This is a genomic window from Embleya scabrispora, from assembly GCF_002024165.1.
Classification (GTDB): domain Bacteria; phylum Actinomycetota; class Actinomycetes; order Streptomycetales; family Streptomycetaceae; genus Embleya; species Embleya scabrispora_A.
Map to the genome: position 1 here is coordinate 209,362 of NZ_MWQN01000005.1, position 20,889 is coordinate 230,250.

General features: G+C 70.6%; 16 protein-coding genes. 6 read left to right on the top strand and 10 right to left on the bottom strand.

Going from position 1 to position 20,889, the window contains the following annotated elements; genetic code table 11:
- Positions 1–47: 47 nt before the first annotated feature.
- The 4 genes from B4N89_RS45665 to B4N89_RS45685 all read right to left on the bottom strand — a co-directional run bounded on the left by B4N89_RS45665 (position 48) and on the right by B4N89_RS45685 (position 4,005).
- A complete protein-coding gene (locus B4N89_RS45665) occupies positions 48–659 on the bottom strand; it encodes a hypothetical protein (protein WP_143658391.1) in 612 nt (203 codons plus the stop codon).
- A gap of 82 nt (positions 660–741) precedes the next feature.
- Positions 742–1,110: a GntR family transcriptional regulator gene (locus B4N89_RS45670; RefSeq protein WP_078982611.1), complete on the bottom strand. Its 369-nt coding sequence runs from the start codon at positions 1,108–1,110 to the stop codon at positions 742–744.
- A gap of 793 nt (positions 1,111–1,903) precedes the next feature.
- Positions 1,904–2,902: a hypothetical protein gene (locus B4N89_RS45680; protein ID WP_143658393.1), complete on the bottom strand. Its 999-nt coding sequence runs from the start codon at positions 2,900–2,902 to the stop codon at positions 1,904–1,906.
- A 572-nt stretch (positions 2,903–3,474) separates the two neighbouring features.
- The gene (locus B4N89_RS45685; RefSeq protein ID WP_078982614.1) at positions 3,475–4,005 is read right to left on the bottom strand and encodes a hypothetical protein; all 531 of its coding nucleotides are present in this window, start codon (positions 4,003–4,005) and stop codon (positions 3,475–3,477) included.
- An 87-nt stretch (positions 4,006–4,092) separates the two neighbouring features.
- Between B4N89_RS45685 and B4N89_RS45690 the strand changes: the two genes are divergently transcribed.
- On the top strand, positions 4,093–4,872 hold the full coding sequence (locus tag B4N89_RS45690) for a hypothetical protein (protein ID WP_078982615.1): 780 nt from the start codon (positions 4,093–4,095) through the stop codon (positions 4,870–4,872).
- A 130-nt stretch (positions 4,873–5,002) separates the two neighbouring features.
- Here the strand turns inward: B4N89_RS45690 and B4N89_RS45695 are convergent, their stop codons facing one another.
- Positions 5,003–5,248 carry a DUF397 domain-containing protein gene (locus B4N89_RS45695; protein WP_078982616.1) on the bottom strand — a complete coding sequence of 82 codons (246 nt, stop codon included), beginning with the start codon at positions 5,246–5,248 and terminating at the stop codon, positions 5,003–5,005.
- The gene (locus B4N89_RS45700; RefSeq protein ID WP_078982617.1) at positions 5,245–6,111 is read right to left on the bottom strand and encodes a helix-turn-helix domain-containing protein; all 867 of its coding nucleotides are present in this window, start codon (positions 6,109–6,111) and stop codon (positions 5,245–5,247) included. Before B4N89_RS45700 ends, B4N89_RS45695 begins: the two co-directional genes overlap by 4 nt.
- Before the next feature lie 381 nt (positions 6,112–6,492).
- Here B4N89_RS45700 and fxlA point away from each other — a divergent pair, with 381 nt between their 5' ends.
- From fxlA to B4N89_RS45725, 5 genes are all read left to right on the top strand, one after another.
- Positions 6,493–6,672 carry an FxLD family lanthipeptide gene (fxlA, locus tag B4N89_RS45705; protein ID WP_078982618.1) on the top strand — a complete coding sequence of 60 codons (180 nt, stop codon included), beginning with the start codon at positions 6,493–6,495 and terminating at the stop codon, positions 6,670–6,672.
- A gap of 90 nt (positions 6,673–6,762) precedes the next feature.
- Positions 6,763–9,906: a lantibiotic dehydratase gene (locus tag B4N89_RS45710; protein ID WP_235619375.1), complete on the top strand. Its 3,144-nt coding sequence runs from the start codon at positions 6,763–6,765 to the stop codon at positions 9,904–9,906.
- Positions 9,903–11,129 carry a lanthionine synthetase C family protein gene (locus B4N89_RS45715; protein ID WP_161501057.1) on the top strand — a complete coding sequence of 409 codons (1,227 nt, stop codon included), beginning with the start codon at positions 9,903–9,905 and terminating at the stop codon, positions 11,127–11,129. Before B4N89_RS45710 ends, B4N89_RS45715 begins: the two co-directional genes overlap by 4 nt.
- Before the next feature lie 24 nt (positions 11,130–11,153).
- Positions 11,154–13,235, top strand: a complete 2,082-nt coding sequence (fxlM, locus tag B4N89_RS45720) for a methyltransferase, FxLD system (RefSeq protein WP_078982620.1) — start codon at positions 11,154–11,156, stop codon at positions 13,233–13,235.
- Between the two features lie 83 nt (positions 13,236–13,318).
- The gene (locus B4N89_RS45725) at positions 13,319–14,389 is read left to right on the top strand and encodes a hypothetical protein (protein WP_201261201.1); all 1,071 of its coding nucleotides are present in this window, start codon (positions 13,319–13,321) and stop codon (positions 14,387–14,389) included.
- A gap of 1,117 nt (positions 14,390–15,506) precedes the next feature.
- On the opposite strand, the gene B4N89_RS45735 is transcribed toward B4N89_RS45725, so the two are convergent.
- Genes B4N89_RS45735 through B4N89_RS45750 form a run of 4 tightly spaced genes read right to left on the bottom strand, consistent with a single transcriptional unit; the run spans position 15,507 to position 20,588 of the window.
- Positions 15,507–16,649, bottom strand: a complete 1,143-nt coding sequence (locus tag B4N89_RS45735) for a TniQ family protein (protein WP_078982622.1) — start codon at positions 16,647–16,649, stop codon at positions 15,507–15,509.
- Positions 16,646–17,710, bottom strand: a complete 1,065-nt coding sequence (locus tag B4N89_RS45740; protein WP_078982623.1) for a TniB family NTP-binding protein — start codon at positions 17,708–17,710, stop codon at positions 16,646–16,648. Before B4N89_RS45740 ends, B4N89_RS45735 begins: the two co-directional genes overlap by 4 nt.
- On the bottom strand, positions 17,704–19,827 hold the full coding sequence (locus B4N89_RS45745) for a DDE-type integrase/transposase/recombinase (protein WP_078982624.1): 2,124 nt from the start codon (positions 19,825–19,827) through the stop codon (positions 17,704–17,706). Before B4N89_RS45745 ends, B4N89_RS45740 begins: the two co-directional genes overlap by 7 nt.
- Positions 19,824–20,588 (bottom strand): TnsA-like heteromeric transposase endonuclease subunit, encoded by a 765-nt coding sequence (locus tag B4N89_RS45750; RefSeq protein WP_235619376.1) that lies wholly within the window; start codon positions 20,586–20,588, stop codon positions 19,824–19,826. The genes B4N89_RS45745 and B4N89_RS45750 overlap by 4 nt, the downstream gene beginning before the upstream one ends.
- Positions 20,589–20,889 lie beyond the last annotated feature (301 nt).

The window sequence follows — 20,889 nt, forward strand, 5'->3', positions numbered from 1 at the left end:
AGACCCGGTCGTCGACGAGAACGCCCGGGCAAGGGCGGCGTGCCGGGTCACGGCGGTGGCGCGGACGGTCGCGGCGGCACGGCCGGCCGCGCGTTCGCGGTCAGGGCGGCGATCTCGTCGCGGATCACCCGCGCCCCGTTGACGGTGTACCGCGTCCCGGTGATGACGACCCCGGGAAACAGATCCAGGGCCAGGGGCCGGAACATGTCCTCCTCGACGTGGTACATCGCGCGGCGCCGGAGCGTGCCGTCGCGCAGGCGCAGGTCCAGGCACACCGTCCCGGCATCGGGGCGTCGCCCCGGGCGCAGCGTCAGCGTGATCTCGGCGATCGTGCCCCAGGGCAGGGGGACGGTGGTGTGCGCGTCGTGCAGGACGAGCGCGTGCGGGCCGATCTCGAGACGGCGTCGGGCCTGGGTGTGCGCGAGGTGGATGGGGATCAACGCGAGGAGCAGGTCGATGCCAGCCAGGGCGAGCAGCAGGACCCATCGGCGCGTCGTGAGTGGCCCGTTCACCCCGGCCAGGCCCGCGCCCGCCATGATCGCCGCGAGGACCAGGACGGCGACACCCGCGGTCGCGTGCGTGGCGATCCGGCCGGCGTGCACACCTCTCCACACCACCCGATCCCCCTGGACCACGCGGTTCGCACGCACGGCGTCCATCACCCACCCCCGCATCGCGACGTGCCGTGCAGCGTAACCCCGCCTCGACTCGACGTTCCAGGCACCGAGTTCCAGCTACTGGCTAGTGGGGATAGGCCGCCTCGACTGCGCCCAGTGCGGCGATGATCGCCTCGTCGCGGGTCAGGCCGAGCTGGTGTGCGCGGTGCGCGTATTCGAGCGCGGCCTTGCTCGCCGCCCGGTGCGCGTTGTCCCCGGCCGCGGCGACGAAGCTGCCCGAGCGGCCCCGGGTCTTGATCACGCCGTCCGCCTCCAGTTCGCGGTAGGCGCGCGCGACCGTGTTGTACGCCAGGCCGAGTTCGCCGGCCAACGCACGTATGGTCGGCAGTCTGGTGCCGGCGGGCAGTGTGCCGGCCCGGGCCTGGTCGGCGAGTTGCCCCCGAATCTGCTCGAACGGTGCGACGGACGAGGCCGGATCGATGGTGATCGCCATGTGGCCGAGCTTAGACCCGCCCCCATCGCGGCCCAGGCAACCGGGTGCGATCGGGCGATGGCGGGCGGTGAGGAGCGACACTGCCTCGGCGTCGGTGCGCCGGGCGTCTTTGCCCCGGCCCGGTGTGGTGAGGGACGGTGCGGGACCAGGACGACAGGTGAGCGCGTCGCTGCGCGGTGCTGGCGAGGGCGAGGCCGTGTTCGACGTGGGCCAGGCTTCGTGGCGTTGGTCGGCGCGGGCGACCATGGCTGCCGCTCCATACGTTTACGCCCGCAGGTTGTCGGAGCCGCCCCGTTCGCCCGACAGCGCGGCGGCGGCCAGGTGCACTTGGGCGCAGGTGTGGCCGCCCAGGCAGAACGTGAGGTTGCCCAACAGCGCCGTGAGCCGGGTCGCGACCCCCCGCAGACCGGCAGCCGCGACGTCGTCCCCACGGCGGCGTGTTCGAGCACGGGCGCCCCAACATGCCGCGTACACAATGTGGTTCGCCGAACAGGGCCTGTGGAGGGTGGCGCGAATAGTCGAGCACGTGGTGCTCAACGGCGTCGCCGAGATCGACCAGGGTCGGGGACGGACGCGGGTCGTCGAGGACGGCTCCCGCTGTTTAGCGGTCAGGCCGCTCCGTCGGGATACCGCATGACACCGGCATACACCCACAGCCCGCTTCACCGTTACCCCCAACCGAAATTCACAGTAGTGGTTCGTCGGTCCGCAGAGGCACTTCGCGTCCCTCGGTCTCGGGTCGCCGTCGGCTGGTTGGAGGGTTCGGTGGATCGGGCAGCGCCCGCTGCGGTTGTTAGGTGGCCCACTTTGCCGTCCACGCGGCCAGGGTTTGTTCGACGGAGAACGTGTGATGTGTGGTGGGTATCCAGAGTGGGTGGAGACGTGTTCCGGAGGCCGCCTTCGATGCGGCGTCGGCGAATGTCATCCACGGCGTGGAGTTGCGCGCGACCCATCGTACCGAGACGGATCTCGCGGCGGGCGCCAACGCCTCCGCGAGGGTGCGGACGGACGCCGCCACGCGAGGATGCAGCGGGAGCCCGGCGCGAGCCCGTTCGAACTGCGCGGCGGCGGCCTTGGAGTCCGTGAAGACGCCCCATCGAAGGGGCTGCGCGGTATCCCCTAGGGCGTATGACGCCCCGAGGGTTAAGGCGAACAGCTCCATCGACACCGCGTCTTCGTGGGCAACGTCGGCCGGGACGGGGATCGTGTGGGCACGAACCCTCCCGGTCGTGTTCATGGGTACGAGGGCGACGTGGGGGACCCCGCTTTGCTGCGGGCCGGACGAGGCGTCGACACACCAACCGAGGTCGTTCGGATCGCACCCCGATGCCTGCTCCATCGCCTGTTCGGACATCAGACCCAGTGCCGCCTGCGCCAAGTCCGGAACACCCGCCTTGTGCCGCAGGACACGCTCATCACCCGCGTTGCGCACCAGTCGCGCATTGAGCCGCAGACGGTGCGTCCGAATCATCGTTGCGATCCTGTGGCGCACGACCCCCGCCGGTACAACGTCAGAGAGCCGCTTCCACGTCGTCGGGTCGACCAAGAGATCCCAAGCCATGGGCCGGCTCGCCGTCACCCGCATATCGTCGTCCACGCGACTCGCCAGGACTCCCAGTCCCAAACCGATCGCCTCGGCCTCGACATCCGACCGCGCTCGGCTACCCGGTCGGACGCGAAGAGTCGCGTTCTTTCTCCGTCCGGAAAAACGCCTGTGGACGACGACGTCCCAGCCGTGATCGCACGGAATCGGATACGCGGTCAGGGTGACCTTACGTGGGCCAACGGTCATGGTGAGCCCATACTGCCAGCTATCTCGGGTTCCCCGAGCCCGAGACGGGTCGAACGTGCACGACCGGGCGGGGCGACGATGCCGAGTGCGCGGACCTACGCCCAGGCGCAGGCATGCCGAGCAGGAGCCGGACTTCTATGACTCCCGACGACGTACCACCGGCCAGAGTTTCTCCCGAAAGAGAGGCGGGTTGGCCTTGTCGACCTTGCGGGACGGATTCTGAGTGCGCACCATGGTGCGGTCCGGGGTGAGTGTCAGCGCAATCTTCTGCCTGGTCATGGCGATGGCACCGGGACCGTCTGGTGGAGGCCGTGGGCGAGATCCTTGACCGCCTCCACGTAGCAACGTGCTGACGCAGGATTAACGCCGCCTCGCCCGGTCCGCGGACCTGCTGCATGAGTTCGGCCACGCCCGCACCGGCGCGATATATCCCCGGCACCCGCCCCCGTTGGTCTCAGGGCCCCGCACCGCGATCGGATGGGTGACTGCGCCGCACACACGGCTTCCGGGCCCCGCAACCACGTCTTCCGCCGCCCGGGTGAGGTGTCGACGCATGGATTGGTGGTGGGGAGTCAGCGGTAGTCGTCGGGGTGGCCCTGCATCCAGGAGTTGATCCGGTCCCGGGTGCGGAGCAGCGTGGTCTGGTGCTTGTTCAGGTTCTCGAAGGATCGGTCGCCGCCGAGTTCGGCGTCGAGCGCCTTGATCAGGGCTATCGGTTCCGGGAAGTGACCGGCGCCCTTCGGATCCGTCTTCATTGCCCGGTCCAGGCGGTGCAGTTCGTCGTGGACCCGCCCCAGGAAGTAGGCGCAATTGCTCGGAGTGCAGGTGTCCTTCAGGGTCGCCTGCAGCCCGGCGAACGCGTCCCGTACCTTCACTTTCAATATCGCGGACGACGGGGCGATCGACGCATCGGCGGACGCCGAAGTACGGGCGGGGGTGGGCGAGTCGGCCGTGTCAGGTGGGCGCGATGGCACGGACGACGCACTTGCCGCGGCCGTCTTCTGCGATCCGCCGTTCGAGTTGTCGCAGGAGACGCCGAACACGACGGACACCGTCACGGCGAGCACCGCGCTGCGCATCGATGGTGTGAACGACGTGCCCATGGAAATCTCCCTGCGGTCGTTGGGTAGCCGGTGGCGTCAGAGGAGTGACAGTGCCCTTGAGTCGACGGACCCGGACGGGGAGGGCGCATGGTGAACGAACTCGGGCCGGTTGAGCGACTGGGCATGCTCGGACTGGCCGTACGCGGCGCGGACTTCAAAGAACAGCCGGTGACGAACAAAATCTGCGAGGTGTTCGACGGTCTGGGTAAGGAGGCCGGTCGGCTCGTACTCGACGCCTTGCTGTCCGGGGTGGATCCCCAGGTGTGCCGGCGAATAGTGGCCGGGCGCCCGCTGTGGATGTGGCTGCCCAAGGCCAGCCCCGGACCCGACTTCGGGCTCATCGACGAGGAGGGAAACGTCGTGGCCGTGTTCGAACACAAGCGCGGTGCCCAGGCGAACGCTCCGGCGCTGGATACGCTCGCCCGCTCCGGCCGGTTCGACGACCCGATCGCGCAATCCCTCGCTGTGCCCGACCACACGCCCGGTCGGCACACCCCGCAGGAGTGCCGCAGTTGCCGGGGATGGTGGCACCAGCCCCAACGGCACGGACTGTGGGTCGCGGGAATCCCGCAGAACGACCTTTACCGCTGCACCCCCGGACACTGGGTCCGCCCGCTCGCCGACGGAACGCGCATACGGCTCGACGCCCCGGCCGACGTCCTGTGGATCATCTTCGACCGGGACGGGCGCACCGCCGAGGAGATCTTCCCCGAGTCGCACACCGCCGACGAATGGTGGACGACCTCCTACAGTCGATGCGTGGCCGGGCTCCTGGACGCGTACGCCCTGGCCCGCGCGGACGGCGAGACCGGTCCCGACGCCCTCGACCGTCTCGGCAGGATCATCGAGATGCTCGTCTACGCATAGACGGCCCTCGGCGCCGCGGGCGGTTCGCCAACCATCGACACCTCCCGGCGTCGGGCCGCAGGGTTTCACCGGGGCCAAGGGGTCCCGGCGTGGCCCGCATTGCCAACAATGGGTCGGGGTCGCTGAGAAGCTACGCGGACGGTTGCGACCCGGGTGGGTCCTGGTGGGTGGTGTTGCAGAAGGCCGTCCACGTTCGGGCGGTGTAGCGCAGGTGGCCGTGGGTCGGGGCTTTGGAGTCCCGGATTGCGGTGTGGCCGCCGGGTAGGTGCGCGACCTGGACGCATTGCTCGCCGCCGTTGCTGAAGGACGAGGTGTGCCAGCGGGCTTGGTCGAGCTGGGGGGCGGCTGGCTCGGCCTTGTGGCCGGGGCTGGTCACGTTCCTGTTCCTTCCATGAGGTTCTTGATGATTTCGCGCGAGTCGTCGACGGGGAGGGCGGCGGCCACGACGTGGTCGAAGGCGGCTTCGAAGACCTGGACGTCGGCGGTGCCTTCGACAAAGTAGCCGCCGCGCAGGTTTTCGAGGTTGACGACGGTGGGCCACGGGTTCGGGAAGCGCACGATCTCGAACAGTCCGAGGAGCCCGGGGTGGGGGGTGGCGGTGAGTGGCATGACCTGGATGGAGACGTTGGGCAGGTCGGCGGAGTCGAGCAGGTGCCGGAGTTGATGGCGCATAAGGGCGGGTTGACCGGCGAAGCGTTGGTGGAACGCGGATTCGTGGATGACGGCCCACAGACTGAGCGGGCGGTCGGGGCGGGTGAGGATGGATTGCCGGGCCTTGCGGACCTCCGCGAGGGACAGAACCTCTTGCGGTGTGCGCGTCAGGGCGGTGGCGGCGATGATCTCGCGCGCGTAGGCGCCGGTTTGGAGCAGGCCGGGGATCAGGTTCGGGGTGTAGATCCGGGTGCTGTCCGCGTCGGATTCCAGGACGAGGTAGTCGTGCAGGCCTGGAGTGACGACGCCGTAGGGCTGCCACCATCCCGTCTTGCCCGCGTCGCGGGCGAGGGCTTCGAGGGCCTGGGCGATATCAGGGTCGTTCACGTCGTACAGGCGCAGCAGGCGGGCGACGTCCTGGGGTGGTATGCGAGCCCGGGCGTTCTCGATGCGGCTGAGTTTGCTGTCGTCCCAACGCATTTCCGAGGCGGCGCGCTCGAGGCTCAGTTGCGCCGCGGTGCGGTAGCGGCGCAGGGCTTCGCCGAGGCGGCGTCGGCGCAGGGTGGGCACGGCGCGAACGTTGGGCATGTGTCCTCCCGGGGTGCGCGAGTCGACGGCTCGGGTGCAGCGTGGCACCGCCGGGGTGTCCGCGTCGAGACGTCGGGGGTGTCTGTTTCTGTGAATTGGGGTTCCAAGGTTGCGAGTTGGGCGCTTGCGGATGCATCGTTCCTAGGACACGGCCGATGCGTGTGGTGATCATGCCGATGCGATCGGTCACCTGTCCGGTGGTCCGGGGGTCTCGATGGGTGTGCGCTCGTCCGAGTACGGAGCCCGGGGGCGGGGCGTGTTCGCCGTGTGGAGCCCACGAGTTCGCGCGACCGCAGGATTCGGTGGCGGTTCGCGGGCGCCTCCGTCGGGCCCGGGCGTCGTCGACCATGGCACGGTTCGCCTCAGAAGGGTGGGACACGCATGAGCACGGGCATCACGGAGCGGGAGCCGGTCACGCGGCCGGTGGTCGACCCCGACGACGAGGGCTTCGACCTGGACGTCAGTGTGTTGGAGATCGCGGACCCGAACGGTCTGATCACCATGACGGACGACAACTGCGGCTCCAGTTGTGAGAAGACGACCTGCATCACCTCTTCCTGAACGGCGGCCGGCGGTCTGCCGTCCATGGCCCTTCCCGGGGCGGCGGTCGGCTGCCGGTCCGTTCGACGCGGCGACGTCGGGAGGCGGCCGGTGGGTTCCACGAACGAGAAACCACGACAGGACCCGACGCGGTTCCGCCTGGCGGGTGGGGCGTTGCTGCGTGCGGTGCGCCCCGTCGAGGCGCCACCGCCGTGGCCCGACCCGGCCGGGGCCGGGCCGCACGCGCACGGGGTGTGGCTGGGCTGGTTGCGGCAGGTGTGGGCGATCCCCGAGGTGGTCGAGGCGATCGCGCATGCCAGCCCCGGGCTGGACGGGCGGGTCCGGGCGTTGTGCGCAGCTGCCGATCCCGATGTGCGCGCCACGCGTGCGGCTGTGGTGTCGGTGGCCCGCTACCTGCGGCGCATGTCGCACCGTCCGACGCCCGCAGGGTTGTTCGCGGGGGTCGCCGCACTCGGATTCGGCGCGCGGGCGTCGGCGCGGTGGGGCCGGGATCACCGTGGCCTTGCGCGAGCGGACGCGCGGTGGCTGGCGCTGATCGTGGAACGGTTGGAGGCCACGCCGCAGGTCGTGCGGCTGATCCCGGTCCTCGCGGACGACACGCTGTTCGTGCGCGGCTCGAGGTTGATCGTGCCGTACGGGCCCGGTCCGGATCCTTCCGGCCCGGCGGTCGAGTTGTCGATGCGGTACACCGCGCCGGTGCGTGCGGCCCTGGAGTTGGCCCGGTCGCCGATCGTGCACCACGATCTGGAATCCCGCCTGCGGGAGCGGTTCCCGACGGTCGCCCGAGAGCGCGTGGCCGCGTTGGTGCGCGACCTGGTGGCGCGCCGGGTGTTGCTCACCGCGCTGCGGGCGCCGTCCACCGAACCGGACGCGCTCGGACACCTCGTGCGAGCCCTGGAGGAGGCGGGTGTGGGCCCGGCGTCCGGGGTGGACGCCCTGCGGGAGATCCACACGCTGCTGGCCGGGCACGACCGGGTCGTCATCGGGCGCAGCGCCGGTTTGCGGGCGGTCGCGGCGGCGCGCATGCGGGCCGTGCAGGACTGTGGGCGGCATCCGGTGGCGGTGGACGTGCGCCTGGACGCGGACGTGGTCCTGCCGTGGGCGGTGGCCCGTGAGGTGGAAGAGGCGGCGCTGTTGCTGGCTCGCCTGAGTCCGATGCCGCACGGCACGCCGGCGTGGGCCGACTACCACCGGCGGTTCTATCGCAGATACGGCACGGGCGCGTTGGTGCCGCTCCTGGACGTGGTGGCCGACAGCGGGATCGGCTGGCCGGGCGGCTACCCCGGCGCACCGGTACCCGAGAGGTTCCCGCGCGCGGGGCACAGGGATGCGGTGCTGTCGGCGCTGGCCCAGCGGGCGGCGCTGGAGGGATGCGTGGAAGTGGTGCCGGATCGGGCGTTGCTCGCGCGCCTGGCGGGGCCCGACACCTCGCGGGTGTGGCTGCCGCCGCACCTGGAGGTGGTGGTGCGGGTGGAGGCAGCCGACACGAACGCGTTGGATCGCGGGGACTTCCGCGTGGTGGTGGTGTCCCTCTCGCGGGCTGCCGGCGTGGTCGGTGGGCGTTTCCTCGATCTTCTCGGCCACCGGGGCGGAGACGAACTCGCGCAGGCGTGGGCGGCGTTGCCGGCCGGTGACGCGGGCACCGTCACCGCGCAGCTGTCGTTTCCGCCGCTGAGCCCGGCCGGTGCGCACGTGGCGCGCAGCATCCGCGTGTCGCCGAGGGTGGTTTCCCTCGGCGAGCATCGCGACCGCCGGGACGAGAACGTGCTGACCGCGCGTGACCTGGTCGTGGGAGCCGACGGGCATCGCCTGTACGTCGCGGCCCCGCGGTGGGGCCGGCGGGTGGAGGCGTGGGCGACACACGCGTTGAATCTGCGCCGGTACACCCCGCCGCTGGCGCGCCTGGTCACCGAGTTGCCCCGGGCCGCGTGCGCGCAAATCGTCGACTTCGACTGGGGTGCGGCGGCGAGTCTGCCGTTCCTGCCGCGGGTGAGGGTTGGGCGGGTGGTGCTGTCGGCGGCGCGGTGGCGGCTGGAGGCCGACGAGTTGCCGTCATGGTCGACGGCCTGGGGGGTGTGGGACGAGCACCTGACCGGGTGGCGGGCCCGGCGACGCCTGCCGGACCGTGTGGTGCTGGTGGACGGGGACCGGCGACTGCCGTTGGACATGGACGAGACGGCCGATCGAGTTCTCCTGCGCGAACACCTGCGCGATCGTGTCTGCGCCGTACTGGAGGAAGGCCCGGCGCGCGACGGCGACGGCTGGTCGGGCGGGCGGCCGCACGAGGTCGTGGTGCCGGTGGCCGCGACCGGGCCACCGGGCTGGCCGTGCCCGCCCCCGCCCACCAGGGAGCGGATCGTGGGCCGCGACCACGCGCGGACGCCCGGCGCGTCCGCGCTGCTGTACGCCCGCCTGCACGGCGACCCCCGACGCCAGGACACCATCCTGACCGACCACCTTCCCGCGCTGTGGACCGGTGCGCCCGCGGACGGCGCTGGCGCACCGGTGTGGTGGTTCCTGCGATGCGACGACGGCGCGGGCGATCACCACCTGCGCCTGAGAATCGCCCTGCCCGGCGCCGACGCGTTCGGCGCGACCGCGGCCCGGGTCGGCGCGTGGGCGGACGGGCTGCGCCGAGCCGGCCTGCTGCGGGACGTGGAGTTGGCGACCTGTCACCCCGAGACCGGACGATGGGGCGACGGCCCGGCGTTGGCAGCGGCGCAGGCCGTCTTCGCCGCCGACTCCCGCGCGGTCCTGGCCCACCTCTCCCGGCCCGCGCCACCGGAGGGGGACCGGCGAGCGGCGGTGGCGGCCCATCTGGTCGCGATCGCCGCCGCGTTCACCGGCAGCCCCACCGCAGGGGCGCGTTGGGTGATCGAACACGTACCCCGCCGCCCGCCCCAGGCCCTGCCCCGCCCGCTCTTCGATCGTGCCGTGCGCCTGGCCGACCCCACCGAAGACTTCCACGCCTACCGCACCGAGCTCGCACCGCCCGGCACCGCCGCAGACCCATGGTCGGAGCGCGCGCAGGCGATCCGCGCCTACCGCGGCCACGTAGGCGGCCCCCACACGCGAGGAATCGACCCGGACGCCGTGCTCGACGCGCTCCTGCACGCCCACGTCCTGCGCGCCTGCGGCACCGACCGCCGCGACAAGGCCGTATGCCTGTACCTGGCGCGATGCGCGGCCCTGGCCCACACCGCCCGCACCCGACCCACGGGGAGCCGCCCGTGACCCCGGACCAGGCATTGGCCGTCGCCGACGACCTCGCCGACCCCACCGACCCCCGACGGCCGACCCAATCCCCATGGTGGGCACTGTCCCTGGCACACGGCGCACCCGGCATCGCACTCCTGCACGCCGAGACCGCGGCCGCCGGGCTGCGGCCGTGGAAACGCGCCCAGGACTGGCTGACGGCCGCCGCAGGAACCGCGGTCAGCGCCGCCGGCGGCACCGGCGCCTTCTACGGCGCCCCCGCCCTCGCCCACGCCCTCGCGGCCGTCGACACCGCCCGTCCTGGCTCCTACCGCCGCGCCCTCGCCGTCCTGGACACACAGGTCGCCGCGCACGCCCTGCGCCGCGTCGACGCCGCCCAAGCCAGGCTCCGCGCCGCCACGTTGCCGCACCTGGCCGAATTCGACACGCTCCGGGGCCTGGCCGGCGTAGGCGCACACCTGCTGCGCCGCGACCCCGGCGGCCGGGCGGTGCGGGCGGTCCTGTCCCACCTGGTGCGCCTGACCGAACCCCTCGCGGACGAGGAGGGGCCGGTGCCGGGCTGGTGGAGTCCGACCGGGCCGTCCGGACACCACGACCCGGAGTTCCCCGGCGGCCACGGCAACGCCGGGATGGCCCACGGAATCAGCGGCGTGCTCGCGGCTCTCTCCCTCGCAGCGGTGCGCGAGGTAGCCGTGCCCGGACAAACGCGTGCCATCGACACGATCCGTGCGTGGCTCGACGCCCACCGCCTCGACACCGCACTCGGGGCCCGATGGCCCTACCTGCTCACCCGCGCCGAACAAGCAGCACCCCCCGCGCCCGAGCTACTGCGCCACGCCGGGGACCGCCGCCGCCCGTCGTGGTGCTACGGAACCGCGGGCATCGCCCGCGCCCTGCAAATGGCCGCCCTGGCCCGCGGGGACGAACGAGGCCGACACGAGGCGGAGACCGCCCTGCTGGGGGCGATGCGCGATACCCGCCGGCGGGCTCTGACGGTCGAAGGGTCGCTGTGTCACGGGCACGCCGGACTGGCCCGCATCTGCGCCCGCGCCGCCGCCGACGCCGACGGGCCCAACGCGGACCCCCTGCGGGCCATGGTCCCCGAACTCCTCGACGCCGCACACCCGCCCGCCGACGCGCGGCCCGGCCTGCTGGAAGGGGCCGCCGGTATCGCCTTGGCCGTACTCGCCGGCACCGGCGTCCCGCGCACCGGCTGGGACACCTGCCTGCTGATCACCTGAGCCCACATTCGTGAAGGGACCCCGATGGAAAGCGGATGGCAGCAGTACGCGATCACCTTCCCCGATCGCGACACGGCCGAGACGACCGCCGCGCGCCACCTCGCACCCACCCTGGAGGACGCCCGCGCCACGGGCCGTATCGGCCCCTGGTGGTACATCCGCAAATCCCCCACCTGGCGGCTGCGGGTACGGCCCGGCACCGATGCCACCGCCCTCGGTGACCTCCTCGGGGACCTCGCCACCCGCGGACACATCGCCGCGTTCGTCACGGGCATCTACGAACCCGAAACCCTCGCGTTCGGCGGCCCCGCCGCTATGGAAACCGCCCACACGCTGTTCGAGCACGACAGCCGACACATCCTCGCCCGCACCGCCCACCTCGAGCCGCCACCGCTGGGACGCCGCGAAACCACCGTCATGCTCTTCAGCCTCATGCTCCGCACCGCAGGCCTGGACCGGTTCGAACAAGGCGACGTGTGGAACAAAGTCGCAGGCCTGCGCCCCATCCCACCCGCACCCACACGGCCCGGACACCGCGAAGCGCTCGCCCGCCTGACCACCACCGACCCCCGCCGCGTTCCCGAACACATCCCCACCGACTGGGCCGAGGCGTTCGTCGACGCCGGCCGCAGCCTCGCCGCACTCCACCACGGCGGGCACCTGGAACGCGGACTGCGCGCGGTCCTGGCCCACCACTTCATCTTCACCGCGAACCGCGCCGGACTCTCCGCCCGCCACCAGGCCGCCCTCGCGCACCTGGCCGTCGACGACGTCTTCCACCACTCCCGCGACCACCGACCCCGCCCGAGCGCCCCCGAGGAAGGCCCCGAGCCCGCTAGGGTCCGTGAAATGACGAACACCCTCGGTGACACCCCGGTTTCCCCCGCGTCCATCACCACCCTGCGCCACCGCCTCGCGGACCGGCTGCGCGACCGCGGCGCCGCCCGCACCCCCGCCGTCCACGACGCACTGCGCACCGTGCCCCGCCACCTGTTCGTCCCCCACGCCCCCATCGCGGACGCGTACGCCGACGAAGCCGTCTACACCAAGGAACGCGACGGAGTCTCCCTCAGCGCGGCCTCGCAACCCACCATCGTCGCCACCATGCTGGAACAACTCGCCGTCGAACCCGGCCACCACATTCTCGAACTCGGCGCCGGAACCGGCTACAACGCCGCCCTCCTCGCGGCGATCGCCGGCCCCCACGGGCACGTCACCACCATCGACGTGGACGAAGACCTCGTCACCGACGCCCGCGCCCACCTCGACGCCGCCAGAATCACCGGCGTCGACGTCGTCCTGGGCGACGGCGCCCTGGGCCACCCCAAATCGGCGCCCTACGACCGGGTGGTGGCAACCGTCGGCGCACACGAGGTCCCCACCGCCTGGCTGGACCAACTCGCCCCCGACGGACGCCTGCTCGTCCCCCTGCGCCTGGCCGGCGCCGCCTCTCGCACCATCGCCTTCGAACGCGAGAACGGCGACTGGGTCGACCGCGGCAGCGAAATGGCCGTCTTCATGCCACTGCGCGGCGGCATCGGCGACGACTCCCGCACCGTCGTCGACCTCACCGGCACCGGCGAGGTCACCCTCCAGACCCACCGGGACAACCACCCCCACACCGACCCCACCACCCTCGCCGGCGTCCTCGACAACCCCCGCCACACCACCTGGAGCGGCGTGACCTTCGGCTCCGGCGAGTCCTTCGAATGGCTGGACCTGTGGCTGGCCTGCGCGATGACCAACCCGATCATGCGGATGAACGTCCAGGCCACGGCCCGCGAACGCGGCCTGGTCGCCCCCATGTTCCCCATCGCCGCCATGGCCACCACCACCCCGGACGGCACCCTGGCCTACCTGACCATCCGCGCCGCCGACCCCGTCGACGACGCCCCCCGCTACGAGGTCGGCGTCATCGCCCACGGCCCGCACGCCGCCGACCTCGCCGATACCTTCGCCGGACACGTCAGCACCTGGGACCGCGACGGATTCCGCACCCGCACCGTCCGCTTCGCCCTCGAGGACCACCCCGCCCCCACCGACCCGAGCCGCGGACGCTTCGTTCTGACCCGCCCCGACCACCCCGTCACCGTCACCTGGCAATAACAATGGACCCCACCGGACCCACCGCGCGCCGCTTCCCCCTCGTTCCCCGACCCCGCCCCGCCTGCGCGCCCCTGCCCCGGCGCGTGGCGGAACTGGGTGCGAAAGCCCGGGAAGCGGCCCGCACCGGCGACCGCGAACAGGCCTCCGCAGTCCACAACCTCGCCGCCCTCCTCGCCTCCGACTGCGGCATGCCCGACCTGGCCCGACAGTGGTGCCACCGGCACGCGAACCTGTACCTGCACGCCCGACCCCTGCACGCGCAGGCCGTCCGCCAGGCACTCGAGCCGCTCGTCAATCTCGCCCGCCTGCGCATCCGCGCCGGCGACGGACTCGGCGCCTGCGCCCTCGTCGACACCCTCCACACCGCGGTCGCCACACGCACCGACACGACCATCGACGGCATCCACATCCCCGCCGCCCGGATGGCCACCACCCGCGACGAACACCGCGAGATACGCCGCTGGTTGTGGGTCGTCCTCCTCGCCACCACCGCCCGCGGCCTCGCCGGCGCCGGACGCTGGGAACAAGCTCACGCCCGGCTGCTCCAACACAAAGGCGTAGGCCGCCGCATGCTCGACGGGCGCCAGGTCGCAGTCCTGGCACACGCCAGCACCGGCGACACCCGCGGCGCACTCGAACTCTGCGCCACCACCCTGCCCGGCGACCCCTGGGAACAGGCCGTCACCGCGTGCCTGGCAACCCTGTGCCACCCTCACGGGGACAACGCGGCTCTCCTGCCCGGTCTCCTTCGCACCCTCGCGCCGGACAAACCGGGTCTGACCGTCTTCGGGTGCCGCCTCGGACTGAGCGCAGTCGACGCCCTGACGGCCCACGACTTCCCCCGCGCCCGAACCCTGGGCCTCGACCTGATCCATCACACGATCGCAAACCCCGACGGCTACACCGCCCGCGACCTGCTGAAGCACCCCCTGTGCAGCGAACTCCTCACCCCGTCCCAGGCACATCGACTCGCAAACCTGGTCCACACCTGCGCCCTGGGAACCGGAGTCCTTCCGGCGGCCCTGCGTGCCGAACTCGACACGGCCCTGACCATGACGGAACCGATCATGGCGAACGCCGCGCCCCGCACCTCGAACGAACAGTCAGACCGCGTCCGTCAAGCGCCCGCGGACTCCGCAGCACGACCCGCGTAGGACCTCCCCGGCCCAGCCACCGCCCGGCACGACCTCAGGCTCGCGCTGTGGAAGGAGAGCCGGTTCGAGGAGGCGATCGTCGCCTGCGAACGCGCCCGCGACCTCTCCGAAGGATGGGGCAAATGCCGCTGGTGCCCGTCCGCGAACGGAATGACGACTCCGTCCGGGGACAGGTTGGACGCGCCGAGAAAGGGATAGGCGAGGAAGCTCAGCTTGGCCTGTTCGCCCCTGATTCCGGCCGAATGTTCCTTCTCGCGCCCCAGAGAGATCGTGACCTTGGTCGACGCAGGCTGGGCTGCCCGGTGTACCCGGGGGCGGGCGAGGAACCGGGCGGGTTCCGGACCCGTCGCGCCCGGCCGCATCGTCGGGTCCGAACGGACTCGCGGTACAGGTCGACGGGATGTGTGCGCCGGCCGGATGGCCCCAGAGTGCTTCGCGCTGTTCGCGTGAGAGCGGGTATGCCGCAGCAGCGCCGCGATGATCCGGTGGGCGACGTCGCGATCGGCGTCCAAGTCGGCCTGCCCAGCGACCAGTTGCTCGAATTTGGCGGTCGCTCTCCTCGGTGCCGAACAGTTCCCGAAGCGCGTCTTCCGTCGCGGCTTCCAGATCGACGTCACGCCCGAGACTGCGTTCCTGTGTCACGTGCCGGTGGACGCGTTCGATGACGGCGGGGTTGGCGGGGTCGCCCAGCACCAGCGTCGGACGGGGTCGCACAGGTGATCGACGACCTCGTCGAGTCGACCGACGACGGCCTTGCGCCGCGGTCCGCCGCCGTACGGCCTGACAACAGGTCGGACCCGAAGACTCCGCCTCGTCCCGACCGCATTCGCCCTCGACGTCGGAAACCTCTCCGCCGCCCGCGTGCACACCCGACCGGCTGTGATCACGGCCGAATCCGCGCTCGGCGGGCACCTGTGCGCCGCCGCGTGGGCCATCCCCCGTGTGACTGGTCGCGATAGATGACACCGGTGGAGCATGCCGAGCAGGCCCTGTCCCGTCGCAAATGATCTGGTCTGCGGACGTTGCTGTGACCTGCGGCGACCAGATGGATTGAGACGTCAGACTGGTGCTTGTCTCAGTTGATGTGGTCTGCCAGACGCGGATGTCACTCGTTGTCTCAGTCGATCTGGTTCGGCGGTGGCGTTTCGAAGTGATGCCAACTCTGGGTGTTCAGCCACGACTGGTAGGTCCTGAAGATCTCGGCGAGTCCATCCGGCTGCTCGCGCTGGTCCAGGAATTCGGCCAGGAGTTGGAAGAGCGTCGCGACGGCTTCGATATCCGCGTGTGGTGTGAGCGGATGGACCCATCCTGCGGGTGTGAGGTGGCGAACGAGGACTGGCCAGGTGAGGTCGTGTCCTTTGCCGAGGCGGGTGACCAGCCATTCGTGGAAGCCGGTGAGCATGCCCCAAGAGCTTCCGGCATCGCAGCCGAGGACGAAGGCGGTGGTGGTGGCGAATGAACCGTCGATGCCGTGCATGGCGGGTTGTTGGCGAACGGCGGCAAGCATTCCGCGGTAGTGCCTGACCATCCCGGCCTGAAGGGTTTGCTGGGTAGCGGCGAGGAAATTCCCGGCGGGACGCCCGGGAGTGCTGGTAACGCCATTGGGGTTCTTGAGTGGATGTCCGGAGAGGAAGCGGCGAATCGTTGCGTAGGAGACGTCGGCGTCGTATTCGTCCAGGAGTCGTTCCCAGATCAGCCGGGTCGAGGGGAGGTGACCGCAGTGTTTGGCCGCGTACTCGTCGAGAATTGCGTCGAGAGCGGGACGGACCCGGTCCAGTGCCGGGTTCTCCTGAAGGGTGCGGGGTTTGCGGGGCGGTGGGTTCGGTGAGGACAGCGCCTGGACGACGGTGCGGTTGTGAACGCGGTTTCGCTTGGCCAGGGGGGTGACCGTCAGGTGTTCGGCATGGGCGTCTCGGCGGATGGCCGCGAAGAGCGCGGGCTTATCCGCACTGAGAGTGACCCGCCGCTTGGGCTTGGCCGGTTGGTCGGGCTCGGTCGGCTTGCGTGGGGCCAGGTCAATCAAGGCCCTTTCCAGGGATGCTTGTTGGCGGCCTGTGACGACGGCGAGCCGCTCGGCTTTGGGGCGGTTTCCGTAGCCGTAGTCGGGCGGTCCCGCGAGATATCCGCGCAGATAGCTCGGCTTGAGATGGTTGGCATGAGCCAGGCGGCGGATATAGGAGTCGGTGGATTCCCCGGATCTGGGCCGGGGGCGGGCCGGCAGTGGGCGGAGCCGGTCGTCGCTGTTGGACTCGGCGGTCACGAGGCGGATTTCGTCTTGCGGGTTTGGGCGGCGTGGTCGAGTTGAACGCTCTTCAGGGAATTGCGGGTGATCGTCTCGGAGCCGTCGAGGATGGCGTCGATGGCGGCTCCGCGAATGAGATGGGAGAGACTTCCGATCATGCCGCCGGTGCGTCGGTGGAGGTATTCCGCCAGCGCTTCCAGGGTTCCGGGTCGGTGTTGGTGCAGCCGCAGGGCCGCTTCGAGGGCGCCGACGAGCCCGGTCCATTCCTGAGTGCGGGGGAAGGGAATGGTTTCGATGACCGCGAAGCGTCCGGCGATCTGTCGACCGCGGGTTCCGGCGAACAGTCCGTTGTCTTCCAGGTCGACTCCGGCATAGACGAAGGTGGCGGGGATGCGTTCGGAGAAGTACTTCAAGGTGTCGGAGACTTCGGCGCCGTTGCGTGTCGCCAGCGAGAGGTTGTGCAGTTCGTCGACGCATACGACGCTGACACGCGCGTCGATGAGGACACCGCAGACGGCCTCGATGACATCGGTGATGTTGGCGCGAGTGGTCACCGGGATGCCGAGGAAGCGGGCGAACTCGACGGCGAGCATGCGGGAGGTCGCGGCGGGTGGAACGGTGACGTAGACCACCGGAATGCGGTCGACTCCCGGGTGTTGGCGCCGGTCGATGATCTCGATGGTCTTGCCGAACTGGGTGAGCGCGGTGGTCTTGCCGGTGCCGGCGGCCCCGGAAAGGATCAGGCCGCGGCGGGCGCTGATCGCGTGGCGGTTCAGCAGCGTCAGGCGCCTGCCGGCGTGGACGACGGTGCGCAAGGTCGAGGTCGCGGCGACCGTCAGGCGGGTGTGGTAGTCGAGGCGGTCCTCGTCGTAGTCCAGCCGCTTGTCCGGGTCCAGGCCCGCGAGCGTGTCCTCGGGCAACAGGTCGGGCGGAGCCGGATCCTGGGTGGTGAACTCGTGCCATCCTTCCAGGGTGGTGAGGTGACGGTGTAGTTCCTCCTGGTCCAAGGCCCGTCGCCAGCCCCGCCGACGTGCGGGATCGGGGTCCTGCCCCCGCGCGGGTCCGGTCGCGGTCACCATCGCTTGTCCGCCTCCTTGAAGGGGTCGAAAACGCCGAGCGGGATGACCTTCGCAATCGGCCGTGTGTCCCGGTCTTCCGCCGCTTCGGCCGCCTCGGGTGCGGAATCCGTCGTCGCGGCTGCGGATCCCGGTTCGGGCCGTGGCGGCCGGGGCCCGGTGCTCTGCGCGGCGGCGCGCGTCCGGGCGGCGACGCGTCTGTTCCGCTTGGCGGACCGCGATGTCACGTCGCCTTCGCGAGCCGGTCCCTCATCCGCTCTGACCAGCAGTTCCGCAACCGCTGTGGCGATCTGTTCCTCGGTGGGAGAAGGGTTGCCGGTTCTTCGGAGGTCGGCTGCCGCGTGGTCCCAGGCCAGGTCACCGAAGGGCTGTGGGACGCTGCCCAAGTGCGTCCAGGGGACCGGGATCCAGTCCGTTTCGGGGTTCCAGTGGTTGCGCATCCAGAGCCGGTTGGCGTCGTAGGGGTCGCGGTGCGTCTCCCACAGGTTCCTCGTGCGTGTGACGCCCGAGGGTTGGCGCCGGAAGGGGGCCAGGTCAGGGCAGTCGTAGATCCGATTGTTGATTTTGATGCCGTAGGCGTTGACGGCCCGCCAGGTCGCGGGCAGAAGTTCGACGTAGTCGTCTCCGCTCAGGGCGAGGGGGACGTAACCGGCGGTCTCGACGAGGCTTGTGTACTTCTGGTTCGGGGTGAACATGCGCCCGGGGCTGCCCGGGTCGCGGAGCCCGTCATGTGGTCTGTTCTGCCACTTGGCGACGAGCCATTCGTCCAGAAGTTCCTGGATCTCCAGCATCGACCAGAGCGGCTCGTCCTCCACGTTCCGGCCGCGGTGTTCGGCGGTGCGGCCGAGGTAGCCGGGGAGGAACTGGCAGAAGAGCGTGGCCACCGATTCGATCGTGCGTTCGATGTGGGGCTTCTCCGTCGGCGATCTCGGATGGCAGGGTTGGAAGTTGATCTCCAAAGTCCGGCAGGCGGAACGGAAGTTCTCCGAGATGAACGCCTTCCCTCGGTCGCAGACGATCGTCTCGGGGATGATCACCGGCCGGGCGGCAGCGTGTTCCAGACGTTCGTCCAGGGTCAACAGCCTGCGATGCGGCAGCACCGAGCGCGACATCGCCAACGCCTTCGCCCAGCCCGGTCGCATCGGCTCCGGGGTCAGCGCGCGGGCCAGCAGCAGCGAGGCGTCCACCGACTTCGTGGTCGGCCGCACCACAGCGGCGGCCATGGTGCGGGTGGCCACGTCGACCAGACCGCAGAGTTCCACCCGCCCGGGAACACCCTCGTCCAGCCGGACCAGCACGTCCATCGGGGTGGAGTCGATCTGCATCAACTCGCCCGGGGCCACCACTTGTTCGAAGCGAAACGGGCCCTCGGGCCGGTCGGCCAGGGAACGGCGCGTGCGGGCCGACCCCGTCACGTGCACCCCGTGGGACAGCTTGTCGAAGAGCCGGTAGAACGTGGCCCGCGAGGGCATCCGAACCGCGTCCCCGCCGTGCTCGGCGATCAGGATGCGCTCCGTGCGCCAACGCGCGTACTCGATCGTGCGGGTGGAGGCCGGGACGCTCTCAGCGATGGCCCGGCGGATCGCCTCCACCACACGCGGATCGGCCCGGCCGAGCAGCGAGGCGTGCGGCGCGAGCCTGTGGTCCACTACCGCCTGGACCCCGCCCGCCTCGTAACGCTGCCGCTTGCGCTTTACCGTCCGTGCCGTGATCTCTTCGCCCAGCGCGACCAGTTCGGCTGCCTTGGCCCGCTCACGTTCGGCCAGCGAGCGCCGCCCGACCGGGTCGTACTCGGGTCGGGGACGGGTTCCCTCGGGAGCGTCCGGCGGTAGTCCGGTGAGAAGTTCGACCAAGTGCCGCTGCCACCACAGTGCGCGCTCGGCCACGTCCTCGGGAAGCTGACCCAACAGTGCGGCAGAGCCCAGCGCGGCCCGCTCGCCCGCCCCGATCACGGCGAAGTCCTCGGCCGCCTGCAGATGGACCTGGTCCACCAGCATGCCGGTGCCGTGGGTGTCGGCCAGCCGGACCCGCATCCCGGTCAAACCGACCACCGTATAGGTGCGTTTTTCGAACCGAACCCGGTCGCCCAACCGCAACCTCCCCGGCCGCGCAGACGTCATCGCCGCTCCCGCGGCGCCGCGTGGACCATGGTGTCGGTGCCCAGTGGGGCCGATGTCAGATCCACGGCCAGTTCGTGCAGCCAGAGGAGATGAAAAAGGACCGGTAGCACCGCCAGACGATCTCCGACCGCCTCGGCTCCGGCGACAAGCGGGAGCGGTTCGGCAAACACGTTGCGCAGTCGATCCGCCACCGGTGCTTGGTGGCAGCGGGGATGACGGTAGCGGGCCAGCCAGCGCAGGTTCACCCGATACGGCTGGCTCAGGTCCCCGACCCGTCGGAACTGCCAGCCCACCGCCTCGCAGACCTGCGCGGTGAACTTGAAGACCTCGGCGGCGGCCTCGTCGACCAGACCTTCGGGGCGCACATCGACGACAACGCCCGTGCCATCCGCGAGCCGCGCGAAATAGTCCGGAGTGTGCCCACGCTCCCGGTCGCGGTCCCGGTCCGTCCATGCGAGCCGGAAGGGCTGGGATGCCAGAGCGATGACGGCCGGATCGAAGTCCAGGGCCATCGCCGCGTCCCGTTCGACCCACGATTCGTAGCCCACATGGGAACGCGAGGTCGCGGCCCAGTATTCGCCGGTGAAATTCTTCTGCCCCTTGAACGAGACGAACTTCCGCACTGGGGAGACCAGTTCGAAGGGATCGCCCCAGTGTCGACCCAGCGAACCCAGACGCTCGATGCCGTCCGCGTCGATGAACCGCACCTCGACATCGGACGCGAAATCCCAGGCAGACGCTGCCGCTGCCGACTTGCCCACGAGCACCTCCGCTCGTCCGCCCAATGCCTCGTGCGTACGAGCGTGGAACACCCCACGCAGGCTCGTCATCCAGAAGCGAGCGGCATCACTCAAAAGGGCGATGCCTCATCCCGAACGATCTGGCGAACCAGATCATCTGAGACCACGAGCGAATCGGACCCGTTCACTTGAGACGGGGACCAGATCGATAGAGACGGGACAAGGCCCGATGCTCCGAATTGATCGCGATGGTTGACACTGGTTGGTCATCGTTGTTGGCACATGGTCGAGTTGGTTGACCGACCTGACCCCGGCCCGGAAC